This is a genomic window from Mesorhizobium sp. WSM4884, assembly GCF_029625675.1.
Classification (GTDB): Bacteria; Pseudomonadota; Alphaproteobacteria; order Rhizobiales; family Rhizobiaceae; genus Mesorhizobium.
The window spans coordinates 96,928-110,670 of record NZ_JARTVO010000010.1; the positions used below are offsets into that span (position 1 = coordinate 96,928).

General features: G+C 56.8%; 12 protein-coding genes and 2 pseudogenes. 3 read left to right on the top strand and 11 right to left on the bottom strand.

All coding sequences use genetic code 11. The features are described 5' to 3' along the window. The first annotated feature begins 512 nt into the window (after positions 1–512). Positions 513–860: a transposase gene (locus P9236_RS17805; RefSeq protein WP_063169310.1), complete on the top strand. Its 348-nt coding sequence runs from the start codon at positions 513–515 to the stop codon at positions 858–860. Between the two features lie 48 nt (positions 861–908). Here the strand turns inward: P9236_RS17805 and P9236_RS17810 are convergent. Then, a pseudogene (locus tag P9236_RS17810) lies at positions 909–1,045 on the bottom strand (IS3 family transposase); the annotation flags it as partial. 528 nt (positions 1,046–1,573) lie between these two features. On the opposite strand from P9236_RS17810, the gene P9236_RS17815 reads away from it, so the two are divergent. Then, on the top strand, positions 1,574–1,948 hold the full coding sequence (locus P9236_RS17815) for a zinc ribbon domain-containing protein (RefSeq protein ID WP_063169311.1): 375 nt from the start codon (positions 1,574–1,576) through the stop codon (positions 1,946–1,948). A 55-nt stretch (positions 1,949–2,003) separates the two neighbouring features. On the opposite strand, the pseudogene P9236_RS17820 reads toward P9236_RS17815, so the two are convergent. From P9236_RS17820 to P9236_RS17865, 10 genes and pseudogenes are all read right to left on the bottom strand, one after another. Continuing rightward, positions 2,004–2,128 (bottom strand): annotated as a pseudogene (locus tag P9236_RS17820) (integrase core domain-containing protein); the annotation flags it as partial. 24 nt (positions 2,129–2,152) lie between these two features. Beyond that, a complete protein-coding gene (locus tag P9236_RS17825; protein ID WP_210326668.1) occupies positions 2,153–3,055 on the bottom strand; it encodes a CoA ester lyase in 903 nt (300 codons plus the stop codon). 133 nt (positions 3,056–3,188) lie between these two features. Further along, complete coding sequence (locus P9236_RS17830) at positions 3,189–4,340, bottom strand: CaiB/BaiF CoA-transferase family protein (RefSeq protein WP_063169312.1); 1,152 nt, start codon at positions 4,338–4,340, stop codon at positions 3,189–3,191. A gap of 11 nt (positions 4,341–4,351) precedes the next feature. Next, the gene (locus P9236_RS17835; protein ID WP_063170371.1) at positions 4,352–5,605 is read right to left on the bottom strand and encodes a methylaspartate ammonia-lyase; all 1,254 of its coding nucleotides are present in this window, start codon (positions 5,603–5,605) and stop codon (positions 4,352–4,354) included. Between the two features lie 453 nt (positions 5,606–6,058). Then, positions 6,059–7,054 (bottom strand): succinylglutamate desuccinylase/aspartoacylase family protein, encoded by a 996-nt coding sequence (locus P9236_RS17840; RefSeq protein ID WP_063169313.1) that lies wholly within the window; start codon positions 7,052–7,054, stop codon positions 6,059–6,061. Between the two features lie 319 nt (positions 7,055–7,373). Next, positions 7,374–7,547: a hypothetical protein gene (locus P9236_RS17845; RefSeq protein ID WP_164548525.1), complete on the bottom strand. Its 174-nt coding sequence runs from the start codon at positions 7,545–7,547 to the stop codon at positions 7,374–7,376. A 93-nt stretch (positions 7,548–7,640) separates the two neighbouring features. After that, on the bottom strand, positions 7,641–9,419 hold the full coding sequence (locus P9236_RS17850; protein ID WP_063169314.1) for an ABC transporter permease subunit: 1,779 nt from the start codon (positions 9,417–9,419) through the stop codon (positions 7,641–7,643). Between the two features lie 20 nt (positions 9,420–9,439). Next, a complete protein-coding gene (locus P9236_RS17855) occupies positions 9,440–10,528 on the bottom strand; it encodes an ABC transporter ATP-binding protein (protein ID WP_224570037.1) in 1,089 nt (362 codons plus the stop codon). Between the two features lie 190 nt (positions 10,529–10,718). Further along, a complete protein-coding gene (locus P9236_RS17860) occupies positions 10,719–11,825 on the bottom strand; it encodes an ABC transporter substrate-binding protein (protein ID WP_063169315.1) in 1,107 nt (368 codons plus the stop codon). A gap of 62 nt (positions 11,826–11,887) precedes the next feature. After that, entirely contained in the window at positions 11,888–13,051 is a 1,164-nt protein-coding gene (locus P9236_RS17865; RefSeq protein WP_063169316.1) for a M20 aminoacylase family protein, read from the bottom strand. A 443-nt stretch (positions 13,052–13,494) separates the two neighbouring features. Here P9236_RS17865 and P9236_RS17870 point away from each other — a divergent pair, with 443 nt between their 5' ends. Further along, positions 13,495–13,665 carry a hypothetical protein gene (locus tag P9236_RS17870; RefSeq protein ID WP_164548526.1) on the top strand — a complete coding sequence of 57 codons (171 nt, stop codon included), beginning with the start codon at positions 13,495–13,497 and terminating at the stop codon, positions 13,663–13,665. Positions 13,666–13,743: the final 78 nt, after the last annotated feature.

A 13,743-nucleotide genomic window follows, 5' to 3' on the forward strand; every position in this document is an offset into this window, starting at 1 on the left:
AGTCAAGACCTCAGACGGCATGGCCAAGGTCAAGCTGCGAGGATGTGCCACCGCGGGCGCGGCATAACTTGGCGGGCTACAATTTGGTTCGCTTGCCCAGGCTGCTGGCAGCGCCGGTAGTCGGCCGCGCCGGACTGGCACCTACGTCTGGTCCATGAACGGTTGCTTTAGCAAAACCGAAGTCCTCGCCAAAACTCTTCGCCGACGTGCGACGACCGCGCCGGTGCTCGTTCCGGGGTCGGCAAGACGAAGACAGGCCTACTCTGGATTTATGCCCGCGATGACTGATTAGGGAGGGAGCGGACCGCCGGGCGTCTTATGTCTATGCGCCGGACCGAAAAGGCCCAGCGTGCGATCGCTCATCTCGCAGGCTCTCTACCGGAACTTGCAGGTCGACGGCTATAGCGGGCCATCGCTTGCTGGCCGACGAAAAGCGGCTTCACGCTCGCCTTCTGCCATGCCGCGCCCGATCGAGGCGCTAAGAAGGATCCGCGAACTCTAAAAGATCGAGGATGACATCCGTAGCCGAGGCCAACGAGGCCTTGCTGCACGCAGGCAAAAAGTGCTCAACCATCACGGCACTGGACCCAGGGCGGCTAGAGAAGCTCGGCCAAATCAGTCAGAAGACCAAGCTCACAGCGGCGATCCCCTACACGCTCTCGCGCTGGGAAGCGCCTCTCGCGCATCCTGGACGAGGCCATATCAAGATCGACAGCAACGTGGTCGAACGCTCAATCATACGCAACTCTTTTTGCAGCTCCGGCGGTGGCGCTGAGCACTGGTCAGTCATCGTGTCGCTGGGTGATCGCCGGGATTGGCCGGATAGCCTGAAGCTAAGGCCGTCGAGCCAGACCCTCTGACCTGCCACTGAACTTTCAACCAGTGGCGATTAGCCTCGGCCGTTTCTGTTATGGCGCGGTTTGAGCAACGGGCGGAGGCGCGAAGCCTTCATTGAGTGCAGCGTCGGAGCCGGTTGCGGCGAGGGTTCCGGCGAAGACCGCCGGGGTCAAATAGCGAGCGAGGAATGCGGCCTCACGGTGTTGAACAACACCAGGAAAGAACACCCACAGGACCGAGGAACGCAAGTTTCTTTATCCGTGGCATCCTTGGGCCGGGCGTTGTGTTCACGTTCATGAGGTGATCGAGAACGCCGACCGGGAGGTTTTCCGCTGCAGTCTCTCCCGCCACGCCTCCGATCGGTGGCTGGAAGTTCCGGCCTGGATGTTTGATCGCGGTCTGCACCGCGTGGCGCATTGCCCTGCCCCACATATCGATCCCAGAACGCTTGGCGTCTTGGTGACACTGCTGCAGGACCCGACGGCCAATTCCCACACCCCATCGCAATTGGAGGATTCGGGCGCAGCATCGGGTCCTCACGAAGCGAACCGGGGAGAGGTCCATACCGCGCCAGCCTACGACATATCAGTTCGATCTTCTCCAACCCGCACGACGCGCAGACCGCGCAGATGCCGCCATTCGCTCGCGCAGCCGCCGTAAGGCGCGAGATGCTGGCGCTGATTCCGGGTGCACACGAAGGCTACGTCGGCTGGGAAAGGCGGAAGCGATCCGCAAGATGGTGAGCGACCACGTGCCCACGAGCCGGCATCACGGGGCGCCCAAGCATGGCGACGCTCTGCTCGCCGACCTTGTCCGCTGCCGGCGCTGCGGCCGCGAGCTGACGGTCCGCTACACGGGAACCAAGCACAACATTCCGCGCTATTCCTGCTGGCGTGGTCTGCTTGACAATGGCGAGCCGCGTTGCATCGCCTTCGGTGGACTCGCGTCGATCGAAGGCGTTCATCCTCTGCCGGACGGTCCATGGGTCTTCAGCCGATCAACGCTTGACGAACCGGCGGCTCAGCGCATCGTTCATCGCGCGCGGCAAAACCCAAAATACCCCATGGGATCGCATCCAGATCAGCAAAACCTATTCACTCAAATGACATAGACAGATGAGTGTTATGAACAGGATTTAGGTCCTGCCTCCATTCGGCAGTGGCACTGCGGGCGTGGTCGAGGCCGAAGAACAGGCCATCGTTCAACAGCTCGTCTCGCATTCGGCCGTTGAGGGAATCGCGTAGCCATTTTGCATCGGCTTGCCCGGCGCGGTGTAGTGCCATTCGCTCCTGTTCAGCCGCTGATAACAGGCCAGTCAGTTGTTGCCCACAAGAATCAGGATCTCGTGGGCGCGCCGCACCACTGGCGGATCTATCATTTTGCCATTCAACGAGAATGCGGACAGTCCACGCGTGGCGGCATCATTTGCCGCCGCGACAACTTTATGGGCCCACTCGAGCTCCTGGGCGCTTGGCGAGAAAGCCTCATTGAATATGGCCACCTGTGTCGGATGGATCGCCAAAGCTCCGGCAAAGCCAAGCCGCCGCGCCCGCACCGCGGCCTCACGAAGTTTATGCGTGTCCGAGAACTCGCCGATGCTTCCTATGAAGCCCAGCGGGAGCAAGCCGGCCGCGCGGGCGGCAAACAGAACAGAAAGGTTCGGCGTCAAAAGAAGGTCGAATCCTGGGGCGCCGCCAACAGCGGCGCTGAAGTCTTCAGGGCCAAGCGCCATTGCGACCATCCTTGGATGCGCCGACGCAATGGCCGCAAGCCTTTGCAAGGCGCCCGGGGTCTCAATCTGGGCAAGGAACCGGATGCCTCCCTGCGGAAGATTTCTTTCACGTTCTAGTTCCGAAACCGCATTCGCGATCTCTATAACCCACTCTGCCGAATCCGTCTTCGGAAGAACCAGTGCGTCAACACCCGCCATCACGGCTGCATCGAGATCGGCCGCCAAGGCGCGCAGACCATGATTCACGCGGACCAAAACAGATGCGCCTTTCCGGCCCACCTCTGCCACGCATTCAGGAAGCTGCTGCCGTGACTCTCCTTTCCGATCCTGGGGCACGGAATCCTCCAGGTCGAGAATGACGCCATCTGCGCCCCGCTCATGGGCCGTCTCTACAAAGCGCGGAACGTGAACAGGAACGAAGAGCAGGGATCTCCAGCGCGGTACAGACATCGCGCCTTCAACGGCCGCAAAGGTGTCCTTGATCATGGAGACGCCTTTGCGGCCGATTTTAGCGCGGGCGCTGCCAGTGAGCTTTCTAGGCGGCCGGTGCGCTGAAATGATCCGAGGTACACAGGCATTTTGTAAACCGCGAGCAGTCTCACCTTACTGAAACGCGCGCTCACGCTGACGCGGCTCTTTCGCGCAAAAGCGCCCGCACCTCCTCGCGGACAGCCTCGGTATGAGAGCCAAGAGCCGGGACTGGGCGAAGCGAGGGGAGCTCCGAGTTGAAAATCGCCGCCGGCGCTATCGTCTCGACGGCTCCATCGGGTGTTCCAACCTGCACCCTGCGAATGTGTGGATGCTTTGAAACATCCACCACTTCGTTCAGTCGGCCATATGCCAGGCCGGCCGCCTCGAGCTCCTGCATCGCATCGTGGCAGGATAGTTCAAAAAACCGCTGTTCAATGATCTCATCAAGTTGCGCACGATGAGCGAGGCGCTCCATATTGTCAGCAAAACCAGGTGCGCGTGTGAGCCCGGACTGCTTCAGGAATTTCTCGCAGAAATTCACCCATTCGCGGTCATTCTGAACCGAAAAGATGACCTCTTTGCCGTCGGCACAGCGATAGGCACCATACGGCGCGAGCGACGGGTGTTTCACGCCTGCGCGTACCGTCTGGTAGCCGCTGTAATCATTTTGCAAAACCGGCACGTTCATCCAGTCGGCGACGGCATCAAACAGTGACACCTGGATGCTGGTCCCTTCGCCGGTGACCTCGCGGTGGTACAGTGCCTGAAGAATGGCGCTGTGCGCTGTCATGCCCGCCGAGATATCGCAAACCGAGACCCCTACACGCGCAGGCCCCTGTTGGTTGCCGGTGATAGCGCATAGACCTGTTTCGGCCTGGACGATCAGATCGTAGGCCTTCAAATGGGAATACGGCCCTGACTCCCCGAAACCAGAAATGTCGCAGGTGATCAGCCGCGGATATCGTCGACGCAGATCAGCGGACGCGAACCCCAGTTTTTCTATGCTGCCCGGCTTTAGATTCTGGATGAAGACATCAGCACTGGCAATGAGCGTGTCGAGGACGGCGCGATCCGCCTCCAACCTCAGGTCTAGACAGACCGACTCCTTACCCCGGTTGAGCCAGACGAAGTACGCGCTCTGCCCCCGCACCAGCTTGTCGTAGTTTCGGGCAAAGTCCCCTTCGGGCCTTTCGACCTTGATCACCCGGGCGCCTGCGTCAGCAAGGCGAGACGATGCGTAGGGAGCTGCAACGGCCTGTTCGACCGCCACAACCGTGATGTCCTTGAGACTGTTTAGCATCAGGGCGCTTCCTACGCGGCTTTCAGGTTTTGTGCCCGACGCCGATCAAGCATGGCGAGCAACCGATTTTGTTCGTTGCCTACAATGGAAAGACCTTCGTCGATGCCCATGCCAGGCTTCGCGAGCATCATGTCCGCCTGTGTTGCCACCGAAATGTGAACCGTCGCTCGCGCGGAGAGATCCGTCTCGCTGCAGCTGCCTCCCACATAGGCGTCCACGTTGTTCTCTTTGCACAGAAGCACCGCACGGGCGCTGTCGGCGATCGAGCCCACGTCCGGCGTCTTGATCTGCACGAGATGGGTCGCCTTAGCCTCCGCAAACAGACGCACATCCTCTAAGGTGTTGCAGCGTTCATCGACAACGATGCGCGCACGTGACGCGCGCGCATTCAGAATGCCGACGATCTGCCCGTAATTTTCGACCTGCGCCGGCGTAGACCCGAAGTCGGCTGGCGATTCGATATTCACCGTGAACTCCGGAACCGCGTCAGCAACCTTACTGATGAAGTCGGCGATGCGCTGGACGTCGAGCCCGATCTCCATACCGATCCAGCCGTACACATCGAAATGCAGCACCGGAGAATAGTCTGGTTGGCCGATTTGCTTGACGCGGTGCGCCACCCATTTGACGAAATCCAGAAAGGTTTCTCCCCCAACGCCGAATTTGCTACGCGAGTTGATGAGGCCATGCGGGATCACATCCACCCCCTTCAGGATCATTTTATCGACATTGATTTCGCGCGCATCACCGCTCTGGCAATAAATTGGGACACGACGATGCGGCATGGATAGGCAAAATTCCGAACAAACCACCTCCGCCATGGTACGACGCGCAGCATGGGCAGCAGCGCTTAAAAGGGCTTGGCTGACCCCATATTCGATGCATAGTGGGAGTCGTTTCCCAGTATGGAGATCGAAGACACTGGAGCAGGCTGTCAAAAAGCTGGACGCATCAATGTTTAAGAGCCGCGGGACAACAACACGTGACGTGAGATCCATGATGGCTCCGACGTCAAACAGGGGGTCACGCCCGCCAGCCCCTGAGTATTGCACTCCCATCATATCGCCCCAGGCGACCATATCGTCTTCCAGGACAAGCCCGACGCTTAAGCAAGCTGCCGGAACACGGATATCACGGAAGCCGGGCGTCAATGGCTCGCCGACGTAAACAAAACCGTCCTGGCCAACCCCTGCCCTAATGGCAGCTTGATCGTCATAAAAGAAGGCGCCGTTGCCGGGCGTGAGAATGACGTCTTTGATCTGCACTGAATTATACTCGAGTTTGGCCAAGCTATGAGCTGCGGCCGGATTTGCGCGCTCTGTCCTAAGTTATGCCCCGTTCGGAATCGGTTTTGCCAATATAAAGCCCCGAACGTGCCCATCTCGTTTTAAGATACGATAAAGTTGTTTTACGGGCGTCAGCGGGGACGGCACCGTCCGCCTCCCCTCTTGGTCGCGGTGCGCCGGATCGTCGCCCCTGCTTCCATAACAGAAGCTAGGCGATCAATCCGTCCGGCCAGCTCCCATCTCGGACCGCCACTTTCAACCATGGTTAGTATAAACCAAGCGATCAAGGATCAAGCAATCTTTTTGGCATGATTTTGGAAGACAGGATCAGCCGCTGATCGATCCGAGGAGCTGGCCTATAAGCTCCAGTCGAGGCCAGTGCCTTCATACCGGAGTTACTACAGCTGGCCAAGGCGCGGCTAATCTGTACCTCTAGTTATGCAGCGGCCGCGCAAGGATGGCTACCCCTTCATTGCGGTCGACATGCGCGCCCGATCCTATGGCTAGGACGATTGATGGCCCAGGCGCTCGGATGTCAATGGACGGAGCGGAAACAGAATCCATAGAGTGTAGGATACCTATAAGATCTCCCGACCTCACTTCATCCAACACAGAGCAGCGAGGTTCGAAGATACCCTGCGCGGGCGATTTCAACTCGTCTGATATCAGCGTCTCAAGGGTCTGACTGGACCTTTTGTTACGGAAAGACACGTCCTCGACTTTTCCTTCGACGAGTCCAAGCATAACGAGCGCGTTGCGAACTCCAGCTTCATAAATCGCTAGAGCTTCTGCGCTAACCGTACCACCGCCGAATTCCGCGCAAACGAATACCTTCCCTAGGCTATGTGCCCAACTGTCGAACATCCCAGCCGTGTCGTCATGTTGCCAGAGCAATGTTACGGGCAGCTTAAATGCCGCTGCCATTGCGAGCGTCTTAGCCATGAGATCCGCATCAGCAATTGGATGCGTGATGACCGCCGGGGGAAAATCCCACGTTGGGCCGAAGCTGTGCAGATCGAAAACGATGTCGGCATTTGGCAACAATACGCGTGAAACCGCATCCGCGATTCGTTCCGTAACAGACCCGTCGGCACGGCCCGGAAACACGCGGTTCAGATTCAAACCATCAAGCGGAGTATTGCGGCTCCATGCTTGAACTGCCAATGGATTAAGCACTGGCAGCACGATGATCCTACCACTGGTTTGCGCTTGTGGCAGCCACTCGATAAGCCGCCGCGCGACTAATGGCCCCTCCATTTCATTGCCATGATTCCCACCGGTGATAAGAAGGCGCGGTCCATCGCCCTTATTAAGACTAAAAACCGGAAGCGAGAACTCTTCATGGTCGGCGCCTCCCGGCACAACGAGGTGTCCTCTGCTCACGCCATGCGCATCGAGATCAAACGTAAGATGTGGTGCTTCGTTCATTGCTTAACCTATTGCGGGTGATCTGGCGACTTTGACCGGGCATATGGTCTTGTACACGGCTATTTTTTTCGCCTGGAACTATGCACACGCGGTCACCACTTCGCCAATATAATGTCCGAGACGGCACCATCGCGTTTTCAGATGACCAGGGCTCGCTCTGCTGACCTGTCCCTTGGTTCGTCACCTTGATCCCGGTGCACTAAGGGAGGAGGAAGGTCAAAGTCGCGGTGGGTAGCCGATTTCAGAAATCGCGCGATCAGCCGGTTGACGTTGGCTAGCTGTTCGTTGTTCAGACGGGCGAAGGATCTGTGCGATCCGGTCAGCGCCGTTGACCTCGAATTCCATCCTGGCGCGCAGCAAGAGGATCGGCAGGTCTGAGCTTGCTGGCGAGCAAGGCCGGCCGATCCCAGACATAGTCCGAATCCTTGATCCGCATGTGCCAGATGATAATTGCAAGAGCTTTACTGGTTTCCGTTTTGGACCAGGTGGCCATTTTATCCGCCCGTTGAAGCCCCGAACAGATGCTTGTCGCCAGTCCGTAGGAATAGGTCGGACGCATCATCAGGAAGTGGATCTGCCACGCCAGTTAGGCAGCGGCTTCCTGTAATGTTCGCTGCATGCTCGGTCGAGAACGCCACCAGACGGCATAGAGGACAAGCATCCAGATTAAAGGCAGAAGCATCAAAAGAGAAGCGACTGCAGCAATCGTCGGGTCGATTTGGTGGCGGATATTCTCCAGCATCTTCAAGGGCAACGTCCGCACCGACAGACCGCCGACCAAAGACGTTATGACCGCTTCATCGAATGACTGGAGGAATGCGAACATGGCGCCGCCGATCACTCCCGGCCTGATTAACGGCAGTGTTACGCGAAAAAACGTTTGCAGTGGTCCGGCACGCATACTCTTGGCCGCCTGCTCTAACGTCCGATCGAAGTTGGCCAACGTCGCAGAAACGATCACCACCACAATTCCAACAGCGCCGATACTGTGAGCGAGGGCGATACCACCCTTTGTGCCGATTAGACCAATCTGGATGAGACCCAGATAAGTCGCGATACCGACCACGATAACTGGAAAGGTGATAGGCGTGATTATGATCATTGTCAGCACGCCGCGAAGTCTTGCGCTTATTCGGCTCAATCCGAAAGCAGCAAGTGTTCCCAATAGAGTAGAAATAACAGCTACCTCGACACCAATCTCGACGCTGGTCCAAGCTGCTCCGCTCCAAGATGCATCGCCGAAAAACGAGCGATACCATTGAAGCGACAGGCCCGAAGGCGGAAATTGCAAAAATGCCCCGGAACTGAACGACATGATGACAACGATTATCCCTGGGAATAAAAGAAAGGCCATCACCAAAACGATAAAAACGATCGCGACGACTTTAGGCCATCGCCTTTCCGCCCCAGGCACGTAGCGCCGTCCCGTCCACCGTTTGACACGATAGGGACGCAGAATTTCGCTGAAGTTTCGTTTGATAACAAGAACAATGGGTAGTCGGGACATCGAGCCCTTCGGAGCTCGAGTTTGGCTTTGCTCTTGTTTGCCGGAGAGGTCAAGCCCGACCATGGAAAGCACCACAATGGCAAACCCGAGAAGGATGAAGGACGCAGCGGCAATGCGCGGAATATCGAACGAGCTATTCACCTCGGCCGCAATGAAGGTTGAAAGCATGGCATCGCGCAATCCCCCAAGTGCCGCCGGCGTGATATAGAATCCTAGGCAGAACACAAAAACTAGGAGCGAGCCACTCCGTGCGCCTGGAATGCTAAGGGGGAGAAATACACGCCTGAAAGCGGTGAAAGGTCCCGCTCCCATACTGCGTGCAGCAGCCATCAAGGACCGATCGATCCCCATCATCGCACTAACCAAGGGAAGTATCATCATCGGCAGCATGATGTGGACCATGCCAATATAGACCGCGGTTCGGTTATAGATGAGTTGCAGAGGTCGATCGATCAATCCGACGTCCAGCAAGATGTTGTTGATGACCCCGCGATCCCCAAGAATAACAATCCATGCGTAGGTACGCGCCAGCCCACTGGTCAAATAGGGGATGATCACGAGAGCGATGAGCGTCATGCGCAGAGTCTTGGATGCCGTGACGATCAGATACGCGGTTGGATAGCCTACGATTAAGCAGATGGCAGTTGCGACCAGACTTATTTCTATCGTTTGAAAGAGCACCCGCACATTAGCTGGCTGGGCGAAAAACGCTCCGTAGTATTGGAACGAGAAATCGGGGGCATTGACACTGCTTAGGAAAAGCAAGGTTATAGGGGCACCGAAAACCACAAGCAAAAGCGCGAACGCGGGCGCGGTTAACCCAAGTGGCACCTTGGCCATTCTGCGCAAAAGCTTCATGGATATCCCTTATCAATCGCTTATGGCGAAACGAAGCGAATGTCTGACCGCAGCCACGTGAGGCAAACCTCCTCGCCTGGCTGGAAAACAGGTTGGTCTGCCGCGACATGTTCCCGGACGATGAGAACATTGTTGCCAACGCGAACATGGTATTTTCGCAGAGGGCCGGCAAAAATCATATCGTCGACCGCACCGGCAACATATTGCCGCTGGTCCGTTTGAGCCCACTCCGCAGTCTTCGGAAGTACACTGATGCGCTCTGGCCTTATCATCGCAACGGTGCCGATTTGCGGCGCGTTGCCCCCTCTGGCCAGCAACAAGGCATCCTCGAGAATGTTCGCCTCACCCAGAAATTTAGCGACAAAGCACGATGATGGCCGATCATAGAGGGCCTCTGGTGTATCGATTTGCTCGACACGTCCTGCGCGCATTACAACAATCCGGTCTGACAGAGTAAGCGCCTCCTCCTGGTCATGCGTAACGCACACCGTCGTGATACCGAACTCCTTGTGCAAGCTCTTCATCTCGATCTGCATCTGCTCACGCAGGTTACGGTCGAGTGCGCCAAGCGGTTCATCAAGTAATAGGAAGGGTGGATCGGCAATCAGCGCGCGGGCTAGCGCCACGCGCTGCTGCTGACCGCCACTCAATTGGGATGGCATGCGACCGCCGAATTCCCCTAGATGCACGCGCTCAAGCATACGGGCTACCCGAACCTTCCTCTGATCGGGAGCCATGCCCCGCATTTCGAGAGGGAATTCCAGGTTTCGAGCCACTGTGAGATGCGGGAACAGCGCATAGCTCTGGAACACAATTCCTTGATCGCGCCGGTAGGACGGGACCGAAGCCACTGAATGGCCGGCGATCATAATATCACCCGAACTCGGGGCCTCAAAGCCGGCCAAGAGCATCAGGGTAGTGGTCTTACCCGAGCCGCTCGGGCCGAGAATCGTCAAGAACTCGCCGCGACGCACGGTCAGCGACAGATCCCTGACCGCCGGAACACTCCCGTACATCTTGGTAACACTGCTGAACTGAATTTGTGGCACCGATTGGTTCACATCTGCAGCGTCAACTTCCGAACGGGGGGCGGTATTCATTGCGTGCATGTTCACTGTGGCTCCTCCACCATCGCTGGCGTGCATTAGCAGGCATTTGCCGTACCTTCTGCCGTCGTACCCGATGCCGTGAGCGGAGAGGCTAGTGGGCTACCCCGCTCCCCGTCACATTTTCAGCATCAGTTTCGACTTTAGCCCGGTATGGAGTTACCCCGACCGGACTTTCGCACTTCAACCAACCCTACTGCAGGATCCACTCATTCCACCGCTGGATAAGCATCTCAGTGTTGGAAACACCGCTGGGGCCTACCTCATTGTACCATTTGCCGTTGATGGAAACGCTGCTCTTGATGTAATCTGGGTGGGTAGGGAGCTTGCGCGCAACTTTCTCGGGAAGAAGTTTGAACGCATTGCCGTTGCTTGGTCCCTCAGGAAACAATTGGCAAAATGCTGCCTGACGTTCCGCGCGAGTGGCGAATTCGATAAACTTCTGCGCAGCCTTCGCGTTGGGTGAACCCTTTGGAATGACCCAATAATCCCACTGCAGCTTCGCCTGGTTTCGATTGATCTCCGTCGCGGCGCCCTGATCGATCAACAGTAGAGCTCTTCCGTCATACGATTGAGCGATGTCAACGACCTTATCATGCAACATCTGTTGAATCTCTGATCCGCTGCTCCACCACTTACGGATGTGCGGCTTTATTTTGTCCAAACTGGCAAACACCCGGTCGATATCCATCGGGTAGAGCTTATCGGGAGATACACCGTCCGCTAACAGGGCCTCTTCCCAGGGTCCTTCTGAACCAAACTGGCCGGACACCAAGGTGCGAACGCCGGGAAACTTATCAGCATCCCAGAATTCAGCCCAGTTTGTCGGCCGGGGTTTATCAGCTGGGAATACGTCTGTGCTATATACCATATTATATGAGTAAATCAAATTTGCCACGCCAAACGGTTGCTTGGCAAATTCATAAATTCCGTCTAGCTCTTCTTTCCTGAACAAGGAGTAATCAATTTCTTCAAGAATTCCTTTCTTAGCTGCGACCAAGCCGGACCCTTGCGTAAGCGCCCCGACATCTACCGTGACATTGCCCGATTTTACCATCAACTCGACCTGTCCCATACCCATGTCGTCGGTGATTGGGTTGACCTTGATACCGGTCTCAGCTTCAAATGGCTTAGCGTAAGCCTCAATGTTAGCCTTTCCCCAATCGCCGCCGCCTAGCACTACGTTGATCTGGTTGGGTGTTTGGGCCGCAACGCGGCCCGCAATTGAAGACAGAGCGCCAGCCGCCATGGCGGTCGATGTCGCCTGCAGCAATCGTCGGCGATTTATTTCGTATTTCATGTCGTTACCCTCTTCTTGTGATCTCAGCCTTGATTAGCCAAGGTTGTTTTGCTTGGACAATGTCATGGTGCTAGAGCAGCCTCGGCCAAGTTGACCCAGTATCCAATGCCGTATGGCAGTGCTTCATCGTTAAAGTCGTAGGTTGGATTATGGAGAGCAGCAGTCGATCCATTTCCAAGCAGTATACATGCCCCCGGCCGCGCCTCTAGCATGTACGCGAAGTCCTCTGACCCCAAACTAGGTTTGACTTTGGGGTTCACCGATGAATGGCCGACCAGAGCACGCGCCACCTCTGTTGCCCGACGCGTTTGATCGGGATGATTGACAGTGAGGGGCTCCAGGCGGCGATGCTGAAACTCGACCTTCGCCCCGGAAGCGCGTGCAATATTTTCCGCGCACGCCTCAATCTGTTTTTCAGCGAAGTCGCGCAAAATCGGTGACAGTGTCCTGACTGTTCCGGCAATCTCCGCGCGTTCGGGAATGATGTTGTAAGCTTGTCCGGCGTTCAGCTTTGTGACGGAGATCACCAGGGACTCGGTGGGGTCCGTGTTGCGTGAGACTAGTGTCTGCAAGCCTAAAATGATCTGAGCTGCAACAACGACGGGGTCAATTGTCAGATGGGGAGCGGCCGCGTGACCCCCTCTGCCTTTGACCACAATATCGAACTCGTCGAGCGCGGCAAAAATCGAACCTTCGCAAATGCCGAACGCACCAACCTCCATGCCTGGCCAATTGTGCATGCCAAAGACCTGAGATATCCCGAAACGGTCCATGATCCCCTCCTGGACCATTCTTTGGCCGCCGCGGCCATCTTCCTCGGCAGGTTGGAAGATCAGGGCAACGGACCCTTTGAAGTTCCGGGTCGCGGCGAGGTATTTCGCGGCGCCAAGGAGCATTGCAGTATGCCCGTCGTGACCACACGCGTGCATCTGTCCGGACCTTTTCGACGTCCAAGGTTTGCCTGAAGCTTCGAGTATAGGCAGAGCGTCCATGTCGGCCCGCAACCCGATAGTGGGCCCATCTCCGAGTTGACCTTGGATCAACGCAACCACGCCGGTTTCAGCTATCCTGCACTCGATGTGGTTAATCCCGAAGGAAGCCAGCTTTTCCGCCACAAATGCCGCTGTGTCATTCACCCGATAGTCAAGCTCCGGATTCTCGTGCAGGTACCGGCGCCAAGTCATCGCTTCGATCTCGATCTCCTTGAACCTGTCAACGCCAACCATAGGCACGTTCCCGCATTTGAGTAATTTGGATCAGGCGCCGGTGCGTAATTAATGATCGATGCCACCGGTGTTTTCGTCAAATGCAGTTTGGATATCGTAACCATCTAGAACCGAGATAGCCCCGCGTTCAGGCCTCGGTGTTGGCGCCGGCGACTGCGACCCGATAACAAGCCGTTTGCCCTCAAATGGATAAGCTTCGGCCTTAGAGGACCAGCTGCGAAGTGCTGGCAATCATAAACTCTGGCTCTGCTGGCAACGGCCAATGGCAAAGGTCTGAGTAGGAAGAGCTGTCACCATCGCGACACTCCTCCCCCTCCCACGACCTACTTTCCAGGACTGCATGCGCTTTGCCACTCAATCCGCAAACCGCAGACCCTAGGCGGCGTGGACAAATTCGATGTTAGCAGGGTCGCTTTCCTGCGATCGGGTTGTTAGCATTGGGAATGACACTGGAAGAAGAGAGCGAACGAGCTACGTCGATGCTGATTGGCAAGGTTGTTCGCCGTGTCATGCGCCACCGCGATGGAGAGGTGGTGATCGAGTTTGAGGATGGCAGCCGATTTTTCGCGGATAGCGACAGCCCTCTCGAACTGTCCATCACCTTGGCGGAATAGTATATCCGCCTTACGGAATTTCGGACGTCGATGCGATTGACGTAGCCCAAGAGGATTGATTCAAGGCTGCTTTTTGGA